Raw genomic sequence first — 20,225 nt, forward strand, 5'->3', positions numbered from 1 at the left:
GACTGGGTCTCACCCTAGCCATGGCTGCCCGCAGATGAAGGAAGACCCGCCCTCCCACGCCTTTGCCAGGACGTTTCGCTAGGCTGGAACGTCGAGTGTTCGCCCTCTGGGACGGCGATCACCGGGAGAGAGGTATCGATTCGTGCGATTCGTGTGGGCGATCACGGCCTTCGTCTTGGCGACCCTGATGATCGGAGCGGGCATCGCCCAGCGCACGATCCTGCAGGCTCCCGCCACCCAGACCGCTTCCGTGACGACCGACGACGATGCGCCGTATGTGCTGGTGGACGGATCGGTCTTCGACAGCCGGCCGGGTGCGCAGACGCTCCGCGTCGATGGGGACGCGGTGTTCGCGGCCTACGCTCGCACGGGCGATCTCACGCAGTGGCTCGCGCCGACCGATTACACGCATGTCACGATGAGCGACGCCGGGGAGCCGACCTCCGAACTCGTCTCCGCGACGGTGGAGCAGGGGGAGGGCGAGTCGTTGACGGCGGACCCGGTGGGCTCGGACCTCTGGCTCGATGAGTTCCAGCAGGAGGGCGACCTCGCCACGACGCTGCAGCTCCCGGAGGACATGAGCCTGCTCATCGCGACCGACGGCGTCGCGCCGGCTCCGTCGTCGTTCAGCATCTCGTGGCCCACGGGCGCCACGACACCGTGGGCAGGCCCGCTGATCGTGGCGGGCGGCATCGTCCTCCTCGTCGGGATCTTCCTCTACATCCTCGCCCTCCGACACGTCCGCAGGTCGCGCGGGCCCCGACGCAAGGGTCTCCCGCTGGCCGCGACTCAACCCATCGACCTGTCGCTGGAGCAATCGGAAAAGGGTGTTATCGCCTCCACCCCGCGCCGGCGCCGTCTGTCCCTCGGACGCAAGTCCGTCCTCGCCGTGCCGACGGCCGCGGTGACGGTCGCCCTGCTGGCCGGTTGCACGCCAGGAGCTTGGCCGGAGCTGGGCAGCAGCCCGACACCCAGCCCCACCGAGTCCGTGATCGTCCCCGAGGGCCAGGGCGCGCCCGCGGTGACGCAGACCCAGGCCGAGCGGATCCTCGACCGCATCGCCGAGCAGGTGAACGCCGCAGACAAGGCCGCCGACGCCGATGCCGCATCCGCTCGTCTGGCGGGGCCCGCCCTCACGGAGCGGAAGACCAACTACACCCTGCAGAAGGAGATCGACGACCAGGCGCCGCTCGCAGCGATCCCGTCCGCGCCCGTGACCGCCTTCCTCCCGCAGGCGCAGGACGGCTGGCCGCGGATGTTCCTGGCAGTCGTCGAGGAGTCAGACGGCGCTGCGACCATCATGACGGTGCGCCAGGAGGACCCCTGGTCGGACTACAAGCTGACGTATCTGTCGAGCCTGCGCGCCGACGCCAGCATGAATCTCGCCGCCGGCTACGTCGGCGCGGTGGCCGTGGAGCCGAACTCCCCGTTCCTCGTGATGGCGCCGGAGGCGGTGGCCGGTGCGTACGCCGACGTCCTCAACAACGGCGATGACAGCGAGTTCGCGGCTGTCTTCGACGGCGAGAACGACCCCTTCCGCGCACAGGTGGCGGAGAACCGCGCCACACTGCTGAAGAACTTCAACAAGACGGGCGAGGAGACCGGAAAGGTCTCCTTCCGGGCGCGCGCGGGCGCCGCCGAGCCGCTCTCGCTGGTGACGCTCGACAGCGGCGCCATCGTCGCCGTCACGGTCGTGGAGAGCGAAAGCGTCGTCCCCACCGACGAGGACGCCGTCATCAAACTCGGCGACAACGTCGTCGTGAAGGCGCTCTCGGGCGTCACGCAATCGAAATCGGGATTCACGACCCGCTACGCCGATCAGCTCTACTTCTTCGTGCCCGCGCAGGGGTCAAACGAGAAGATCCAGCTGATCGCCTCCCGTTCCAACATCCTCGATGCCAAGGTGGTCGACTGATGAGCACTCCCGCCCCCGGCGCGGTCCTTCGTGGCGCCGTAGACCTCTCCTCGCTGCGCGGCCGCCCCGCCACACCCCCTGCGGCCGGGGCCCCGACCGCGGGTTCACCCGATCGCCCGCCGCTCGTCTTCGACGTGACGGATGCCGATTTCGGCCAGGTGCTGGAGCTCTCCCGCACCGTGCCGGTCGTCGTCGACCTCTGGGCGGAGTGGTGCAGTCCCTGCAAACAGCTGAGTCCGGTCCTCGAGAAGCTCGTCGAGGAGTTCGGCGGGCGCCTCGTCCTGGCGAAGGTGGACGTCGACGCGAACCCGCAGCTCGCACAGAGTTTCCGCGCGCAGTCGATTCCGTTGGTGGTCGCACTCGTCGCGGGTCAGCCGGTGCAGCTGTTCACGGGTGCGGTGCCGGAGCAGCAGGTCCGGGAAGTGTTCACGCAGCTGCTGGAGCTCGCCGCGACCCATGGCGTCACCGGAGTGATGCCCACCGGCGGCGACGTACAGGAACCGGAGGAGCCGGCGCTGCCTCCGCTCCATCAGGAGGCGTTCGACGCGATCGAGAGGGGCGATTTCGCGGCCGCGGCATCGGCCTATGAGCAAGCCCTGGCAGAGAACCCCCGTGACGTGGACGCGAAGGCGGGGCTCGCCCAGGTCCGGTTGCTCGGCCGCGTCCAGGGCCTCGACCTCGCGGCCGCGCGGGCGGCGGCCGCCGCCGCACCGGCGGACGTCCGCGTCCAGCTCGATGTCGCCGACCTCGACGTCACCGGCGGTCATGTCGAGGACGCCTTCGGACGCCTGCTCGACCTGTTCGCCGCGTCGGGTCCGGAAGACCGGACCACGGTGCGCGACCGGCTGCTCGAACTCTTCGGGGTCGTCGGCGAAGAGGACCCCCGGGTGTTGCAGGCGCGTCGCCAGCTCACCAGCCTGCTCTTCTGAGAGACCGAGAGAACGAGGAAGGGCCCGGCCATGCGGCCGGGCCCTTCCTCGTTCTCACGCGCCGCGGTGACGCAGCCAGAGTACTCCGAGCGGCGGAAGCACGAGGCGGGTGTTGCCGTGCGCGTCGGTCGTCACGCCGCCGAGGTTGCCGACCCCAGAGCCGCCGAACTCCTGCGCATCGCTGTTCATAATCTCTTCCCACGGGCCCGCGGCGGGCAGCGTGAGATCCACGTCGTGGATCGGGGAACCCGAGAAGTTGCACAGGACGACCACGCTGCCTCCGGCGCTGTCGTGCCGAGCAAACCCGAGGATGTTCGCGTTCGCCGCGTGCGGGAAGACCCGGACGAACGCAGACCCGTCGCTGTCGCGCTCCCACAGGGGCGCCTCGGCCCGGTACACCCGGTTCAGCGCAGCGACGAACTGCTGGAGCTGCGCGTGCGCGGGCTGATCGAGCATCCACCAATCCAGGCTTCGGGATTCGGACCATTCCGACATCTGCCCGAACTCCTGGCCCATGAACAGCAGCTGCTTGCCGGGGTGGCCCCACATGTACGCCAGGAAGGCGCGCATGTTCGCGAGCTGCTGCCAGTGATCTCCCGGCATCCGTGTGAACAGCGACCCCTTACCGTGGACGACTTCGTCGTGGCTGATCGGCAGGACGAAGTTCTCACTGAAGGCGTAGACGAACGAGAACGACAGCTCGCCCTCGTGGTGCGACCGGTACAGCGGGTCGCGCCCCATGTACACGAGGGAGTCGTTCATCCACCCCATGTTCCACTTGAACCCGAACCCCAGCCCGCCCGCATCGGTCGGAGCGGTGACGCCCGGGAAGCTCGTCGACTCCTCGGCGATCATCGCGATGCCGGGGTAGCGCTTGTAGGCCGTGGCGTTGACCTCCTGGAGGAAGCGGATGGCCTCGAGGTTCTCGCGCCCACCGTAGATGTTGGGCTCCCACTCGCCCTCGTTCCGCGAATAGTCCAGGTAGAGCATCGAGGCGACGGCATCCACCCGCAAGCCGTCCACGTGGAACTCCTCGAACCAGTACAGCGCGTTCGCGACAAGGAAGTTCCGGACCTCGTTGCGGCCGTAGTCGAAGATGTACGTGCCCCAATCGCGATGCTCACCGCGGCGGGGGTCGGGGTGCTCGTAGAGTGCGGCGCCATCGAAGCGCGCGAGCGCGAACTCGTCTTTGGGGAAGTGACCGGGGACCCAGTCCATGATGACGCCGATGCCGGCCTGGTGGAGCCGGTCGATCAGGTGGCGGAGCTCGTCGGGCGTCCCGAACCGGCTCGTCGGGGCGTAGTAGCCGCTGACCTGGTATCCCCACGAGCCGCCGAACGGGTGTTCGGCCAGCGGGAGGAACTCGACGTGGGTGAATCCCTGCGACGTGACGTACGCGACGAGCTCGTCGGCTGCCTCGACGTACCCGAGTCCCGGGCGCCACGATCCGAGGTGCAGCTCGTACGTCGACATCGGACGACTGTGGACGGATGTCTCCGCCCGCTCGGTCATCCAGGCATCGTCCTGCCACGCGTAGGAACTCTCGGTGACCACGGAGGCGGTCGCGGGCGGCACCTCCGCGCGGCGCGCCATCGGGTCGGCCTTCATGATCCACCGTCCGTCGGACGTGAGGATCTCGTACTTGTAGGCGACGCCGACGCCGATGCCGGGAACGAAGAGCTCCCAGACGCCGCTCGAACCGAGCGAGCGCATCGCGTGCTGCGTTCCGTCCCATCCGTTCAGATCTCCCGTGACACGGACGGCACGTGCGTTCGGCGCCCACACGGCGAACGAGACCCCGCTCACACCGTCGAAGCGGCGCACCTGCGAGCCCAGGGCCTCCCACAGTCGCTCGTGGCGACCCTCCCGAATGAGGTGGAGGTCGACCTCGCCGAGGGTGGGGAGGTGGCGATAGGGGTCGTCGGCGCGGTAGTCCGGGGCGCCGCCGTACGACGCGACGATCTCGTACGCGCCCGGCTGCGCCTCCAGCGCGCCCTCCCAGATCCCGTGCGCCAGGTGGGTGAGTGCGACGGGCTCCTCGCCGGCGCGCTCCAGGACGACCGCATCGGCGAACGGACGCCGTGCGCGGACGACCCACCCATCGGCGACCCCATGCGGACCGAGCACGTCGTGCGGCGCGTGGTACGACCCCGCCGCCACGGTCTCGAGGGTGACGTCGTCGGGTCGGGTCATGATCGCTCCTTCACTGCCAGGATGTGCACGGGTTCGACGAAAGCGTCCAGGCGCACGAAGTTGTGCTCGTTCCAGACCCAGGTCTGTCCGGTGACGAGGTCTTCGACCTCGTAGTCGACACCTCGGGGCAGGCCCCAGATCTCGGAGTCGATGTGCACTGTCGTCTCCCGCGCCGAATGCGGATCGACGTTCGCGACGACGATGATCGTGTCGGCGGCGCCGCTGGGGGAGAGCGCGGCATCGAGGTGCTTCACGTAGGTGAGGATCGCGTCGTCCTCGCTCCACTGCGTCGTGTAGCCGCGCAGCTGACGCAGCGCGGGGTGCTCGCGGCGGATCTGGTTGAGGCGGCGCAGGTAGGGCGCCAGCGAGTCGCCGGCGGCTTCGGCCGCCGCCCAATCGCGGAACTTGTACTCGTACTTCTCATTGTCGATGTTCTCCTCGGAGCCCGGCCGAGCGACGTTCTCGTAGAGCTCGTAGCCGGCGTACACGCCGTAGCTCGCCCCCGCCGTCGCCGCGATCGCCGCCCGCACCTTGTACGCGGGGCGTCCGCCGAACTGCAGGTACTCGGTGAGGATGTCGGGGGTGTTGACGAAGAGGTTGGGCCGCATGAAGTCGGCGGTGTCGTCCGAGATCCACCCGAGGAACTCCTCGAGCTCCTCCTTCGTGTTGCGCCACGTGAAGTACGAGTAGCTCTGCTGGAAGCCGCTCTGGGCGAGCGCCTGCAGCGGCGCCGGCCGGGTGAACGCTTCGGCGAGGAACACGACGTCGGGGTGTTCCGCGCACACGGTGCGGATCAGCCACTCCCAGAACTGGAGAGGCTTCGTGTGCGGGTTGTCGACGCGGAAGATCTTCACCCCCTGGTCGATCCAGTGCCGGACGATCCGCAGGACCTCGGCGCGGATACCCTCGGGGTCGTTGTCGAAGTTGATCGGGTAGATGTCCTGGTACTTCTTGGGCGGGTTCTCGGCATAGGCGATCGATCCGTCGGGGAGGGTCGTGAACCACTCCGGGTGGGCTGTGACCCAGGGGTGATCGGGTGCCGCCTGGAGCGCCAGGTCGAGCGCGATCTCGAGCCCGACGCGGGATGCCGCGGCCACGAAGTCCCGGAAGTCCTCGAGCGTCCCGAGGTCGGGGTGGACGGCGTCGTGACCGCCGGCGGACGACCCGATCGCCCAGGGGGAGCCGGGGTCGCCCGGCGCGGTCGTGAGGGAGTTGTTGGGGCCCTTGCGGTTGACTTCACCGATCGGGTGGATCGGCGGCAGGTAGACGACGTCGAATCCCATCTCAGCGACGGCAGGCAGGCGCAGCGCAGCCGTCCGGAAGGTCCCGCTGCGCACCGTGCCGTCCTCCCGGCGCTCGGCGCCCTCGGAGCGGGGGAAGAATTCGTACCAGGCACCCACGCCGGCGCGTTCGCGCTCGACGAGCAGGCTCTGCTCCTCGTGGACGGAGACGAGCGAGGCGACCGGGCGATCAGCGAATGCGCGCGCGAGTTGCGGATCGCGCACGATGATCAGCGCCGCGTCATCGGCAACCGCGTCGTCGCGCAGCGCCCGTGCGGCGGCGGTGAGCGCGGCCTTCTCGGCCGGGGGACGCGTGCGTTCGGCGGCGGCGCGTTCGAAGAGCGCCGCTCCGATCTCCCTCATCAGCGCGGCGTCGACACCGGCGGCGATCTTCAGATCGGCGGCGTGCTGCCACGTCGCGAAATCGTCTGCGAACGTCTCGAACCGGAACTTCCAGAGCCCCTGCTCGAGCGGGGCGACATGCACTCGCCACTGGTCGAAACCATCGTGGAGCGGCGACAGCCGGTGGAGCGTAGACTCCCCGCTCGGCGAGGTCAGCCGGAGGTGGACGCCGATGCGGTCGTGACCCTCGCGGAAGGCCGTCACCGTGAACGGGACCGCCTCGCCGACGACGGCAGACGGGGCGAACCGGCCACCGGGCACACTGGGACGATGGGGCCCGATCGGGAGCCGCGCATTGCGCGTCGCGGCATCCTTCCGGGGGGTTTTGACCGACCGGAGCGGAATCTCGGCGGTGCTGCGAACGGATGCTGACTGCGTCGTGGATGCCACGTCACGAACCTACCGGGAGCACTCCGGCTCGGAAACCGGCTTGCGCTCGAGGCGGGAAACCCCTAAACCCGGGTGCTACTCGCTCCGGAAGAGTTGCATCGACGTGCCGGACATCGTGACGATCGATCCGGGCGCGAGGTGCTCTCCGCCCTCGCGCGGATGCTCGTCCTCGCTCGACCACAGCGAGACGTACCGGGAGACACCGTCGAGTTCGGGCAGCACCACCTCCGCCCCGTCCTCCCGTCCGTGGATGACCAGGAGGATGCGATTGGGTTCCTCGTGCTCCGGGGTCGATCGTGCGTCGTATTGGAGGGTTCGGTGGGAGGCGTCCGTCCAGCGGTCGATCGACATCGTCCGCCCGGTCTCGTCGTACCAGTCGATGACGGACGCGCTCGGCACTGACATCTCGGCGTGCGCGAACCGCACCGGGCGCAGGGCGGGGTTCTCCTGCCGCAGGCGGATCAGTCGCGCCGCGTGCGCGAACAGGTCTTGCTGCCAGGCGGCGTGCTCCCAATCGAGCCAGGTCAGTGTGGAGTCGTGGCAGTACGCGTTGTTGTTGCCCCGTTGGGTCCGCGCGTACTCGTCGCCCGCCGTGATCATCGGGACGCCCGCGGACAGCAGCAGGGTCCCGAGGAGGTTCCGCATCGCCTTCCGCCGCGTGGACAGGATCCGGGCGTCGTCAGTGTGACCCTCGGCACCGTGGTTGAACGAGCGATTGGTGTCGGCGCCGTCGCGCCCCTCCTCGCCGTTGCCGAGGTTGTGCTTGACGTCGTAGGACACGAGGTCCCGCAGGGTGAAGCCGTCGTGCGCGGTGATGAAGTTGACGCCGGCCAGGGGACCGCGCTCGGGAGAGAAGGTGTTGGCCGAACCCGCCAGGCGAGAGGCGAAGCCACCGATTCCCACCGGCGTGGTGTCCGCACGTCGTGCGTAGTCGATGTCGCTCAGCCAGAAATTTCGGACGCGGTCGCGGTAGCGATCGTTCCACTCCGACCAGCCCGCGCCGAAGTTGCCCGTCTGCCAGCCTCCCATCCCGACGTCCCACGGCTCAGCGATCTTCTTGACCCCCTCGAGGCGGGGGTCCTCGGCGATCGCACGGAGCAGCGGATGTTCGGGGGAGAAGGTGTGCTCAGCGTCGCGGCCGAGGGTGGGGGCGAGGTCGAAGCGGAAGCCGTCGACGCGCACCTCCTCGGCCCAGTAGCGGAGGGAATCGAGCACGAGACGGGACGCCGCGCCGGTCGAGGTGTCGAGCGAGTTGCCGCAGCCGGTGACGTCGATGTAGCTGCCGTCATCGTGCTGGCGGTAGTACGAGCGGTTGTCGATCCCGCGGAGGCTCGAGCGGGGTTCGCCGAGCCCTTGCTCCGAGGTGTGGTTGTAGACCACGTCGAGGATGACCTCGAGTCCCGCCTCGTGGAGGAGCCGCACCATCCCTTTGAACTCGCGGAGCACCCCGCTCGGTCCCTCGGCGCGGGCGGCCGCTGTCGCGTAGGGGCTGTGGAGAGCGAAGAATCCGACGGTGTTGTAGCCCCAGTAGTTCGTCAGACCGAGCTGGAGCAGGCGCGGCTCGCTCGTGTGGGCGTGCACCGGGAGGAGCTCGAGCGCCGTGATGCCCAGCCGGTGGTAATGATCGATCATCGCGGGGTGGGCGAGACCGGCGTACGTGCCGTGCAAGGCGGCGGGGACATCGGGATGCCGCTTGGTGAGACCCTTCACGTGGGCTTCGTAGATGACCGTGCGGTCCCACGGTGTGCGGGGTGGGGCGGCGTCTCCCCAGTCGAAGGACGTCTCGACGACGGCCGAGCGCCACGAACCGATACCGGGGGAGACGAGGCCGCGTGCGTACGGGTCGGCGAGAAGAGTCGCCGGGTTGAACGTCATCCCCGCGCCATGCGGTCCATCCACACGCACGGCGTATTTGGCATGGGCGACGAGGGCGGACGAACTGACCTCCCAGACGCCGCCACCGACGGGACGCATCGGAGCGACCTCGACGATCCAGTCCAGGTCGAGGTCGTCGAACACCACCAGCTCGACGGCATCCGCGTGTGCGGACCAGATGCGGAGTGTGCCCCCGCCGTCATGCAGCCGCACCCCGAGGTCGTCCAGGGCGGGGTCGTGAAGGTCGGCCCCGGTGCTCGCACGGACGTCGGCCTCCGGAAATCCCATGCGTTCTACAGTAGTGATGACGACCACGCACCCCGATGAGAGGACCTCGGCATGGCGGTGTATCTGGATCACGCCGCCGCGACCCCGCTGCGACCCGAGGCGCGAGACGCCTGGCTGACGGTCGCCGATCACGCCGGGAACGCATCGTCGGTGCACGGGGCCGGACAAGACATGCGGCGCATCCTCGAGCAGTCGCGCGAACGGATCGCGGCCGTGCTCGGCTGCGACCCGATCGAGGTCGTGCTCACGTCCGGGGGCACCGAGTCGGTCAACCTCGCCGTGAAAGGCCTCTGGTGGGCGCGGACGACGGGTCACGACGACATCGTGCTCCCGGACGGCGAACACCACGCCACGCTCGACACGGTGGAATGGCTCGTCGCCGCCCAGGGCGCCCGGGTGCGCTCGGTTGCCCTCGAGCCGGACGGCCGGATCGCGCCGGAACGGTTCGCCACGGCATCCGCCGGCGCAGCCCTCGCCACGGCACTCGTGGCCAACAACGAAGTCGGCACGATATCGCCCGCCGCCGACCTCGCCGACGCTGCGGCGCAGGCGGGGACTCCGCTCCACCTCGATGCCGTGGGCGCCATCGGGCATCTGGATCTCCGATTCTCCGAGCTGCGCGGCGGTCACCGCACCCCCGACGGGCTCGTCGCGATGAGCATCTCCGGCCACAAGGTCGGAGCGCCCGTCGGGACGGGTGCGCTCGTGGTCTCCCGTCACGCGCGGCTCGCGGCCGTCCTCCACGGCGGCGGGCAGCAGCGCGGTCTCCGGTCAGGAAGTCAGGACGTCGCCGGTGCGGCGGCCCTGGCTGTCGCCCTCGAGGCGGCCGCGGCGGAACGCGACACCGAAGGCCCCCGGCTCCGGGATCTCGCTGACAGCGTGCGGCGCGGCATCCGTTCCGTGGTCCCGGACGCGGTGTTCCTCGGATCGGAGACCGACCGGCTGCCCGGCCACGTGCATGTCCTGCTCCCGGAAGCGCTCGGCGAGACGATGCTCTTCCTTCTCGATCAGCGCGGGATCCAGGTCTCGACGGGGTCCGCCTGCCAGGCGGGAGTCGCCGAACCCTCGCACGTGGTCCTCTCCCTCGGCTACGACGACCGGGCCGCGCGCTCCGTCCTGAGGATCTCGCTCGGCCGTACGTCGTCGGCCGACGACGTGGCCGCGCTGCTCGGCGCACTCCCGGATGCCTACGCCCGCGCCCGCGCTTCCAGCGCCCGCGCAACGAGCCGCTCGTAGACTGGACGGCATGCGAGTACTGGCGGCGATGAGTGGCGGCGTGGACTCCGCCGTCGCGGCGGCGCGCGCCGTGGATGCCGGGCACGACGTGGTCGGCGTGCACCTGGCGCTGTCGCGTGCGGGCGGGACGCTCCGCACCGGCAGCCGCGGCTGCTGCACGATCGAAGACGCCATGGACGCGCGGCGGGCGGCCGACCTGCTCGGCATCCCGTTCTACGTCTGGGACTTCTCGGAGCGTTTCCGCGATGACGTGATCGACGACTTCATCAACGAGTACCGCGCGGGCCGGACGCCCAACCCGTGCATGCGCTGCAACGAGAAGATCAAGTTCGCCGCGCTTCTCGAGCGAGCGCTGGAGCTCGGGTTCGACGCGGTCTGCACGGGGCACTACGCGACACTCGTCGACACCGCCTCGGGCCGAGAGCTGCACCGGGCGTCCGACGAGGCGAAGGACCAGTCGTACGTGCTCGGCGTTCTTACCGCAGAGCAGCTCGCGCACACCTACTTCCCCCTGGGGACGACGCCGTCGAAGGCCGTCGTCCGTGCCGAGGCAGCCGAGCGCGGACTGACCGTCGCGCAGAAGCCCGACAGCCACGACATCTGCTTCATCCCCGACGGCGACACCCGCGGGTGGCTCGCCGAGAAGGTCGGCGCCGAGCAGGGCGACATCCTCGATCGCGACGGCCGTGTCGTCGGCCGCCACGAGGGGGCGCACGCGTTCACGGTCGGTCAGCGTCGCGGCCTGCAGCTGGGCGTTCCCGCAGCCGACGGCAAGCCGCGCTTCGTCCTCGAGGTGCGCCCGGTCAACAACACGGTGGTCGTCGGCCCGAAGGAAGCCCTCGCGACAGCCGAGATCGCCGGTGACCGGATGAGCTGGGCCGGACGGGCACCGAATGCCGCGGCGTTCGACTGCCACGTGCAGATCCGGGCGCACGCCGAGCCGGTGCCGGCGCATGCGACGCTCACAGGCGGCGAGCTCCGCGTCGTCCCGGAGCAGCCGTTCGACGGCGTGGCCCCGGGACAGACCGCGGTGCTCTACGACGGGACCCGCGTCATCGGGCAGTTCACGATCGCGCGGACCGTGTCCGCGGTGCCGGTCGACGCCTGACCCGCCCGCTCGCCGCGACCTCGCGGAGCGCCTGCTCGAGATCGGTGTGCACGAACCGGTAGCCCGCCTCGGTGAGGCGTTCCGGGAGCACCCACCGGCTCTTGAGGACGAGTTCGGGTTCCGTTCGCAGCACCCACATCACGAGTTCGAGCATCCACCGCATCGACGGTAGCCCGAACGGTGCGCCGACGACCCGACGGAGGGTGCGCATGAGCGTGCGGTTGTCGGTGGGCGTCGGAGCGGCGAGGTTGACGGGGCCGCTCAGGTCGGTGATGTGGTCGAGGAAGCGGATGGCCCCGATCACATCGTCGATGTGGATCCAGCTGAACCGCTGCCGTCCGCGGGTCCGGTACCAGGGCGCTCGGCCTCCGGTCGGCCCTGAGCCGATGCCGCGATACCGCCGGTGGGGCGGCGTCCACCCGTCGTATTGCGGCCCGCCGAGCCCGATGCGCGCGAGGGTCAGCAGCATCCGCGTGGCGGGGCCGTCCCCGACCACGATCGCCATGCGCAGGGAGACCCGGCGCGTCGCGGGAAGGTCGCCTTCGAAGAAAACGCGCTCCCACTCGCGGGCCACGTCGACGGAGAACCCTGCGCCGAGTTCGCCCGTCGATTCTGTGTTCGGTCTGTCGGTCGCGTGGCGGTAGATCGTCGCGGTGGACGAGTTCAGCCAGAGCCGGGGTGGTGCCGACGCACGGGTGACGGCTCCGTGCAACGCCGCCGTCGTCGTGGTCCGGGACGTGAGGATCTCGTCCCGGTTCCGATCCGTGTAGCGGCAGTTGACCGACTTCCCGGCGAGGTTCACGATCACGTCGGCGCCGTCGACGGCGGCATCCACGGCGGGCTGGTCGTCCCACTGCACCTGCTCGCTGCGCCCGATGCGGATCACGTCGTATCCATCGGATGCCAGGGCCTCGACGAGATGTCGGCCGACGAAACCCGACGCGCCGGCGACGACCGCGCGCGGTGAGGGAGAGTCCATGCCTCTGACGGTAGTCGGTGACGGCGGGGCCCACGCGGCAGGGCTTCCGCGCACGGCCGATGGGCCTACCGCATCGCATCGGCCCGCGCCACCGGACGGGCGGTGTCCGCACCGCTCCCTACACTGTCGATGTGGCTGACGGAGAACTCCCCGACCTGACCCTCGACGAGGCGCGCGAGCGCGCGGGCTCCCTCACCGAGCAGATCCTCGGTGCCCGTGAGGCGTATTACGGCGGCGACGTGGGGCTCGTCGACGATCAGACCTACGACGCCTGGATGCATGAGCTCGAGGCGCTCGAGCGGGCGCACCCCGAGCTTCAGGGGCAGGACTCGCCGACGCAGACGGTCGGTGCCGCTGACGCGTCGATGCTCGCGCCTGTGACCCACGCGGAGCGGATGCTGAGCCTCGACAACGTCTTCTCGGAGGACGAACTGCGCGAGTGGTGCGGGAAGGCGCAGGCATCCGCTGGGCGCGATGTCCGCTGGCTCACCGAGCTGAAGATCGACGGCCTCGCGATCTCCCTCCGCTACGAGCACGGTGTGCTCGTCTCGGCCGCGACGCGCGGCGACGGCCGCATCGGTGAAGACGTCACGGTGAACGCCGTGCGCGTGGCCGGCATCCCCGCCCGCCTCGACGGCTCGGGGCATCCGGCCCTCGTCGAGGTGCGCGGCGAGGTGTTCATCCCGGTGGCAGAGTTCGAGCAGCTGAACGCGCTCCAAGCGCGACTGCGCGAGCGCGTGGTGTCGGATGCCGCTGCGCGCCCACGGTTCGACGAGGAGAAGACGCAGAAGAGCGCGGCGCGGAGGTTCCCCGCTTTCGCGAACCCGCGGAATGCGGCGAGCGGCGGGCTGCGGCAGCAGCTCGACAAGAAGTCCGGTCTCGAGCTGGAGGCAGGGGAGGCGCGGCTCGCGTCGCTTCGCATGTTCGTCCACGGCATCGGCGCCTGGCCCAACCCCCCGGTCGCGTCCCAGAGCGAGGTGTACGAGCTCCTCGCCGAATGGGGGCTCCCGGTCAGCCCATATCCGCGCACGTTCGACTCCGTCGACGGAGTCGTGGCCTTCGTGAAGGAGTACGGCGAGAAGCGCCACTCGGTGGCCCATGAACTCGACGGCATCGTCGTCAAGATCGACGAGCTCGCCCTGCACGACGAGCTCGGTTCGACAAGCCGCGCGCCACGGTGGGCGATTGCCTACAAGTACCCGCCCGAGGAGGTCCAGACCCGCCTCGTCGACATCATCGTGTCCGTGGGCCGGACGGGTCGGGCGACCCCGTACGCCCAGATGGAGCCGGCGCACGTCGCCGGCAGCGTCGTCCGGCAGGCCACGCTCCACAATCAGGACGTCGTCAAGGCCAAGGGGGTGCTGATCGGCGACATGATCATGCTCCGCAAGGCCGGCGACGTGATTCCCGAGGTGCTCGGACCGGTCGCGGAGCTCCGCGATGGCACCGAGCGCGCGTTCGTGATGCCGACCGAATGCCCGGAGTGCGGCGCTCCACTGGCCCCGTCGAAGGAGGGCGACGTCGACCTGCGGTGCCCGAACACACGCGCCTGCCCGGCGCAGGTGCGGGGGAGGGTGGAGCACATCGGCTCGCGCGGTGCGCTGGACATCGAGGCTCTCGGCGAAGTCACCGCGGCGGCGCTCACGCAGCCGCTCGACCCTGCAGAGCCCGCGCTGCCCACCGAAGCAGGGCTCTTCGAGCTCACCCTCGACGATCTCGTCCCGATCGAGGTCGTCGTCCGCGACGGCGAGACGGGCGCGCCCAAGATCGACGAGGACAGCGGCGAGGTGATCCGGCGCGCTCCCTTCCGTCGCAACCCGTCGGCTGCCGAGAAGAAGGACGGCCTCACCGGCCCGCAGCCGTCCGCGCAGGCGCTGACGCTCATCGAAGAGCTCGAGAAGGCGAAGACCAAAGAGCTATGGCGGTTCCTCGTCGCGCTCAGCATCCGGCACGTCGGCCCGGTCGCGGCGCGCGCGCTCGCGCAGTGGTTCGGGTCGATCCGCGACATCCGGGCCGCGTCTCGCGACGAGCTCGCTGCGGTCGAGGGCGTCGGCGGCATCATCGCCGATTCACTCATCGATTGGTTCTCGGTCGACTGGCATCGCGAGATCGTCGACCGATGGGAACGGGCGGGCGCGCAGCTCGCCACGCCGGGTCATCCCGGCCCCGGCGCGGCAGTCGTGGAGGGTGGCGTGCTCGAGGGCATCACCGTCGTCGCGACCGGCACACTCGAGGGCTACACGCGTGAAGGTGCACAGGAGGCGATCCTCGCGGCCGGCGGCAAAGCGGCATCCTCCGTCTCGAAGAAGACCGACTTCGTCGCGGCCGGGCCGGGTGCGGGCTCGAAGCTGGCCAAGGCGGAGCAATTGGGCGTGCGGATCATCGACGCCACGCAATTCCGCGTGCTCGTCGAGCAGGGGCCCGCCGCCCTCGGACCCGCGCCGGAGGCCTGACCGGCGCCAGCGGTCTCCACGCCGGCTCAGTCGGCGAGCAGCTGCTCCCGGACCTGCTTGCGCAGCACCTTCCCGATGAGAGACTTCGGGAGCTCCTCGACGACAACGAGCCGCCGCGGCACCTTGTACGGCGTGAGGATGCCGCGGACGAACTCCCGCACGGCCGCCTCGTCGAAGCTCGCCCCCGGGTTCACGACCACCGCGGCCACGACGTCCTCGCCGGAGCGCACGCTGGGAAGACCCACCACCGCGGCATCCGCGATGCTCGGGTGCTGACGGAGCGCGATCTCGACCTCCGTCGGGGCGACGTTGAAGCCGCCCGTGATGATGAGCTCCTTGATGCGGTCGACGATGCGGACGAACCCCGCGTCGTCGATCGTCACGATGTCGCCCGTCCGGAACCAGCCGTCGACGAACACCTTCTCCGTCTCCTCGGGCTTTCCGTAGTAGCCGGAGAACACCTGCGGTCCGCGGACGAGCAGTTCGCCACGCTCACCGGGGGCGACATCGACGGTCGGGTCGTCGGGATCCACCACCCGGCATTCCGTTCCGGGCAGAGGCAGACCGACCGTCCCCGGTACGCGATTGTCCGCCACGGGGTTCGCCATGAGGACCGGCGAGCACTCCGAGAGCCCGTAGCCCTCCACGAGGAACCCGCCGGACTCGGCTTCGAACGGCACCACCAGTTCGTGGGGAAGCGCCATCGCACCCGAGATCGCGACCTCGGTTCCCGCCAGCGACACGCCCTGGTCACGAGCTGCAGCCAGGAGGCGCTCCGCGATCGGCGGCACAAGCGGGAGGAAGGTGGCGGGATGCCGCTTGTGCGCGGCGAGCACGAGATCGGGATCGAACCGCGGGAACAGGACGAGGCGCGCGCCCATCGACATCGCGAAGGTCAGGCAGAGCGTCAGTCCGTACGCGTGGAACATCGGCAGCACGGCGTAGACCACGCACCCCTCTCCGCGGGTGATGGTCGGCACCCATGCGCGGGCCTGGGCCGCGTTCGCGAGGAGGTTCCGATGCGTGAGGGCGGCGCCCTTCGGGTTGCCGGTGGTGCCACTGGTGTACTGGATCAGCGCCAGGTCGTCGGTGTCGGGGCCCGGGTGGGATGCCGGGAGCGCGGCGTGGGACACCGCATCGTTCCAGGTTCCACGGACGCGGGCCCTCGGGATCGGCGAGTGGAGGGCCTCCCGCGAGGCGCGGGCTTTTGCTACCGGCAGCCGGAGGGCGACGCGCAGTCGCCACGGCATGGCGGTGGTCACATCGACCGCGACGATCGTCCGCAGGGCGAGATCTCCCGGGAACTCGAGGAGCGACTCGACGAGCTTGCTCCAGACGATGGCCACCTTCGCCCCGTGGTCCTCGAACTGCTTGCGCATCTCGCGCGGCGTGTAGAGCGGGTTGTGCTCGATGACGACGGCACCCAGACGCAGCACGGCGTAGAAGGCGACGATGTGCTGCGGGCAGTTGGGCAGGATGAGTGCGACCCTGTCGCCCCGGCGCACACCCGCCTCGTGCAGGTATCCCGCGGCCCGCTCGACCTGCGCCTGCAGCGTCCCGTAGTCGATCGTGCGCCCGAAGAACTCCAGCGCCGGCGCCGTCGGATGATCGGCCGCCGAACGCGAGACGATGTCGACCAGCGAGCCGTCGATGGCGTCGAGGTCGTCGGGGACGCCGTCCGCGTAGCTGGCGATCCACGGACGGGGCGGGTCGTACGTCGTAGTCACCCCGCCAGCCTACGGCCGTCTCCGGGCGCACGTGCTGCCCGAACTAGACTGGGGGAGTGTCAGAAATCACCCCCGATCTCGTTCGCCATCTCGGCGTGCTCGCCCGGATCCAGCTGAGTGACGACGAGGTGCAGCGCCTCACCGGCCAGCTGGACGCCATCGTCGACAACATCGCGAAGGTCTCGGAGGTCGCCACCCCCGAGGTCGCCGCGACGAGCCACCCGATCCCGCTCCGGAACGTCTTCCGCCCCGACGTCCCCGGTGACATGCTCACCGTCGACGAGGTGCTCCAGAATGCGCCGGATGCCGCCGACGGCCGCTTCCGCGTGACCGCGATCCTGGGGGAGGAGCAGTGAGCGACATCCTGAAGCTGACCGCTGCGGACCTGTCCGCGAAGCTGCGTTCGGGCGAGATCTCGAGCGTCGAGGCCACGCATGCCCACCTCGATCGGATCGCTGCCGTCGACGGCGAGGTGCACGCGTTCCTCCACGTCTCCGATCACGCCGTCGAGGTGGCATCCGACATCGACCGTCGCCGCGCGGCCGGCGAAGAACTCGGCGACCTCGCCGGTGTGCCCCTGGCCATCAAGGATGTGCTCGTCACGACCGACATGCCCTCCACGAGCGGATCGAAGATCCTCGAGGGGTACATGTCCCCCTACGACGCGACCGTCGTCGCCCGCGCCCGTGCCGCCGGACTCGTGCCCCTCGGCAAGACCAACATGGACGAGTTCGCGATGGGGTCATCGACGGAGCACTCCGCGTACGGCCCGACGCGCAACCCGTGGGACCTGGACCGGATCCCCGGTGGTTCCGGTGGCGGCTCGGCCGCGGCCGTCGCCGCCTTCGAGGCGCCGCTGGCCCTCGGCTCGGACACCGGCGGATCGATCCGTCAGCCCGCGCACGTGACCGGAACGGTCGGCATGAAGCCGACCTACGGCGGTGTCAGCCGCTACGGCGCGATCGCCCTCGCCTCCAGCCTCGACCAGGTCGGACCCGTCTCGCGGACCGTGCTCGACTCGGCACTGCTCCACGACGTCATCGGCGGGCACGACCCGCACGACGCCACCTCGCTCACCGACGCCTGGCCGTCCTTCGCCGCCGCGGCCCGTGAGGGCGCGACCGGTGAGGTGCTGAAGGGTTTGAAGGTCGGCGTCATCCGCGAGCTCGACGACACCGGGTTCCAGGCGGGCGTTTCGGAGTCGTTCCGCGCGTCGCTTTCCGCCATGGAGGCCGCCGGCGCCGAGATCGTCGAGGTGAGCGCACCGCACTTCGAGTACGGTGTCGCCGCGTACTACCTGATCCTGCCCGCAGAAGCCTCCAGCAACCTCGCGAAGTTCGACTCGGTCCGGTTCGGCATGCGGGTCGACGTGCCCGGCGGCACCGTCGAGGACGTGATGGCCGCCACCCGCGACGCCGGATTCGGCGACGAGGTCAAGCGCCGCGTGATCCTCGGTACCTACGCCCTGTCGGCGGGCTACTACGACGCCTATTACGGCAGCGCCCAGAAGGTCCGGACGCTCATCCAGCGCGACTTCGACGAGGCGTTCGCGCAGGTCGACGTCATCGCGACGCCGTCTGCGCCGACGACGGCGTTCCGTCTCGGTGAGAAGCTCGACGACCCGATCCAGATGTACCTCAACGACGTCACGACCATCCCGGTGAACCTCGCGGGCGTGCCGGGGATCTCGATCCCGTCGGGTCTTGCGGCTGAAGACGGTCTGCCCGTCGGCATCCAATTCGTCGCCCCCGCCCGCGAGGACGCCCGCCTGTACCGCGTCGGGGCTGCGCTGGAAGCGCTGCTCGTCGACAGCTGGGGCGGTCCGATCCTCGACCGTGCCCCGATCCTCGGAGGAGCCCGCTGATGGCCAAGGACGCGCTGATGGACTTCGACAAGGCGCTCGAGCTGTTCGAGCCCGTGCTCGGTTTCGAGGTCCACGTCGAGCTCAACACCGAGACCAAGATGTTCTCGCCCGCCGGGAACCCGGCGAACGAGGCGAACCACGACGCCGCGCCGAACACGCTCGTCGCCCCGGTCGACATGGGCCTGCCGGGTTCGCTGCCGGTGGTCAACGAGACCGCGGTCCGGTATTCGATCAGCCTGGGCCTCGCTCTCGGCTGCTCGATCGCGCCGTCGAGCCGGTTCGCGCGGAAGAACTACTTCTACCCCGACCTCGGCAAGAACTATCAGATCTCGCAGTACGACGAGCCGATCGCCTTCGAGGGCAGCGTCGAGATCGAGCTGGAGGGCGGCGACGTCGTCCAGATCCCGATCGAGCGCGCGCACATGGAGGAGGATGCCGGCAAGCTCACCCACATGGGTGGCTCGACCGGCCGCATCCAGGGCGCCGAGTACTCGCTCGTCGACTACAACCGCGCCGGCGTGCCGCTCGTCGAAATCGTCACGAAGCCGATCTTCGGCACCGAGCACCGGGCACCCGAGGTCGCGAAGGCCTACGTTGCCGCGATCCGCGACATCGTGCGCTCGCTCGGCATCTCGGAGGCGCGGATGGAGCGCGGCAACCTCCGCTGCGACGCCAACGTCTCGCTGCGCCCCCGCGGCCAGGAGAAGCTCGGGACCCGCACCGAGACGAAGAACGTCAACTCCATGCGCTCGGTCGAGCGCGCGGTGCGGTACGAGATCCAGCGGCAGGCGGCGATCCTCGCCGCGGGCGGCACGATCACGCAGGAAACCCGCCACTGGCACGAGGACACCGGCCGCACGTCGCCCGGTCGTCCCAAGTCCGATGCGGATGACTACCGCTACTTCCCGGAGCCCGACCTGCTCCCCGTCGAGCCGTCGGAAGAGCTGATCGAACAGCTGCGGGCGGCACTGCCCGAGGCGCCCGCGGTGTACCGCCGCCGACTCAAGTCCGAGTGGGGCTTCACCGACCTCGAGTTCCAGGACGTCGCGAACGGCGGGCTGCTCACCGAAGTCGAGGCGACGATCGCATCCGGAGCGTCGCCGGCATCCGCCCGCAAGTGGTGGACAGGAGAGATCACCCGCGTCGCGAACGCCCAGGGCGCCGAGCCCGCCGCTCTCGTCTCGCCCGCGTCGGTCGCCGAACTGCAGAAGCTGGTGGATGCCGGCACGCTCACCGACAAGCTCGCGCGCCAGGTGCTCGAAGGCGTCATCGCCGGTGAGGGCACGCCGCAGCAGGTCGTCGACGCGCGGGGGCTCGCGGTGGTCTCGGACGACGGTGCACTCATCGCCGCGATCGACGAGGCCCTCGCCGCGCAGCCTGACGTCCTCGCGAAGATCCAGGACGGCAAGGTGCAGGCCGCCGGCGCCGTCATCGGAGCCGTCATGAAGGCCATGAAGGGCCAGGCGGATGCCGCACGCGTCCGCGAGCTCATCCTGGAGCGCGCAGGGCAAGCCTGACTCCGATCGTCGATGCCGCCGCGCCGATGCCCGATCCGGGCTCGGTGTCGGCGGCATCGTCGACAATGG

At 69.9% G+C, this 20,225-nt stretch carries 13 protein-coding genes; 8 read left to right on the plus strand and 5 right to left on the minus strand.

The genetic code is table 11. The features are described 5' to 3' along the window. Nucleotides 1-142 precede the first annotated feature (142 nt). Entirely contained in the window at nucleotides 143-1,915 is a 1,773-nt protein-coding gene (locus tag BKA24_RS09580; RefSeq protein ID WP_184217487.1) for a DUF8094 domain-containing protein, read from the plus strand. Continuing rightward, entirely contained in the window at nucleotides 1,915-2,844 is a 930-nt protein-coding gene (locus tag BKA24_RS09585; RefSeq protein WP_184217491.1) for a tetratricopeptide repeat protein, read from the plus strand. The genes BKA24_RS09580 and BKA24_RS09585 overlap by 1 nt, the downstream gene beginning before the upstream one ends. 54 nt (nucleotides 2,845-2,898) lie before the next feature. Here BKA24_RS09585 and glgB read toward each other — a convergent pair whose 3' ends face one another. The 3 genes from glgB to glgX form a co-directional block, all read right to left on the minus strand. After that, complete coding sequence (gene glgB / locus BKA24_RS09590; RefSeq protein WP_184217493.1) at nucleotides 2,899-5,037, minus strand: 1,4-alpha-glucan branching protein GlgB; 2,139 nt, start codon at nucleotides 5,035-5,037, stop codon at nucleotides 2,899-2,901. Then, nucleotides 5,034-7,109, minus strand: coding sequence for a maltotransferase domain-containing protein (locus BKA24_RS09595; protein WP_184217495.1), 2,076 nt, complete (start codon nucleotides 7,107-7,109; stop codon nucleotides 5,034-5,036). Before BKA24_RS09595 ends, glgB begins: the two co-directional genes overlap by 4 nt. A gap of 75 nt (nucleotides 7,110-7,184) precedes the next feature. Continuing rightward, nucleotides 7,185-9,272 carry a glycogen debranching protein GlgX gene (gene glgX / locus BKA24_RS09600; RefSeq protein ID WP_184217497.1) on the minus strand — a complete coding sequence of 696 codons (2,088 nt, stop codon included), beginning with the start codon at nucleotides 9,270-9,272 and terminating at the stop codon, nucleotides 7,185-7,187. Between the two features lie 51 nt (nucleotides 9,273-9,323). On the opposite strand from glgX, the gene BKA24_RS09605 reads away from it, so the two are divergent. Next, nucleotides 9,324-10,508 (plus strand): cysteine desulfurase family protein, encoded by a 1,185-nt coding sequence (locus tag BKA24_RS09605; protein ID WP_184217499.1) that lies wholly within the window; start codon nucleotides 9,324-9,326, stop codon nucleotides 10,506-10,508. Nucleotides 10,509-10,518: 10 nt separating this feature from the next. Then, nucleotides 10,519-11,616, plus strand: a complete 1,098-nt coding sequence (gene mnmA / locus BKA24_RS09610) for a tRNA 2-thiouridine(34) synthase MnmA (RefSeq protein ID WP_184217501.1) — start codon at nucleotides 10,519-10,521, stop codon at nucleotides 11,614-11,616. On the opposite strand, the gene BKA24_RS09615 is transcribed toward mnmA, so the two are convergent. Further along, a complete protein-coding gene (locus BKA24_RS09615; protein ID WP_184217503.1) occupies nucleotides 11,573-12,595 on the minus strand; it encodes an epimerase in 1,023 nt (340 codons plus the stop codon). The genes mnmA and BKA24_RS09615 overlap by 44 nt on opposite strands. 59 nt (nucleotides 12,596-12,654) lie before the next feature. Here BKA24_RS09615 and ligA point away from each other — a divergent pair, with 59 nt between their 5' ends. Further along, a complete protein-coding gene (ligA, locus tag BKA24_RS09620) occupies nucleotides 12,655-15,048 on the plus strand; it encodes an NAD-dependent DNA ligase LigA (protein ID WP_184220665.1) in 2,394 nt (797 codons plus the stop codon). Between the two features lie 26 nt (nucleotides 15,049-15,074). Here ligA and BKA24_RS09625 read toward each other — a convergent pair whose 3' ends face one another. Beyond that, nucleotides 15,075-16,775 (minus strand): long-chain-fatty-acid--CoA ligase, encoded by a 1,701-nt coding sequence (locus BKA24_RS09625; RefSeq protein ID WP_184217505.1) that lies wholly within the window; start codon nucleotides 16,773-16,775, stop codon nucleotides 15,075-15,077. Nucleotides 16,776-16,831: 56 nt separating this feature from the next. On the opposite strand from BKA24_RS09625, the gene gatC reads away from it, so the two are divergent. The 3 genes from gatC to gatB are packed head-to-tail and all read left to right on the plus strand — an operon-like array spanning nucleotide 16,832 to nucleotide 20,156. Beyond that, nucleotides 16,832-17,131 carry an Asp-tRNA(Asn)/Glu-tRNA(Gln) amidotransferase subunit GatC gene (gene gatC, locus BKA24_RS09630; RefSeq protein ID WP_184217507.1) on the plus strand — a complete coding sequence of 100 codons (300 nt, stop codon included), beginning with the start codon at nucleotides 16,832-16,834 and terminating at the stop codon, nucleotides 17,129-17,131. Further along, nucleotides 17,128-18,639, plus strand: coding sequence for an Asp-tRNA(Asn)/Glu-tRNA(Gln) amidotransferase subunit GatA (gene gatA / locus BKA24_RS09635; RefSeq protein WP_184217509.1), 1,512 nt, complete (start codon nucleotides 17,128-17,130; stop codon nucleotides 18,637-18,639). Before gatC ends, gatA begins: the two co-directional genes overlap by 4 nt. Next, nucleotides 18,639-20,156: an Asp-tRNA(Asn)/Glu-tRNA(Gln) amidotransferase subunit GatB gene (gatB, locus tag BKA24_RS09640; protein ID WP_184217511.1), complete on the plus strand. Its 1,518-nt coding sequence runs from the start codon at nucleotides 18,639-18,641 to the stop codon at nucleotides 20,154-20,156. Before gatA ends, gatB begins: the two co-directional genes overlap by 1 nt. Nucleotides 20,157-20,225 lie beyond the last annotated feature (69 nt).

The organism is Microbacterium marinum, assembly GCF_014204835.1.
In the GTDB taxonomy this organism is placed as follows: Bacteria; Actinomycetota; Actinomycetes; order Actinomycetales; family Microbacteriaceae; genus Microbacterium; species Microbacterium marinum.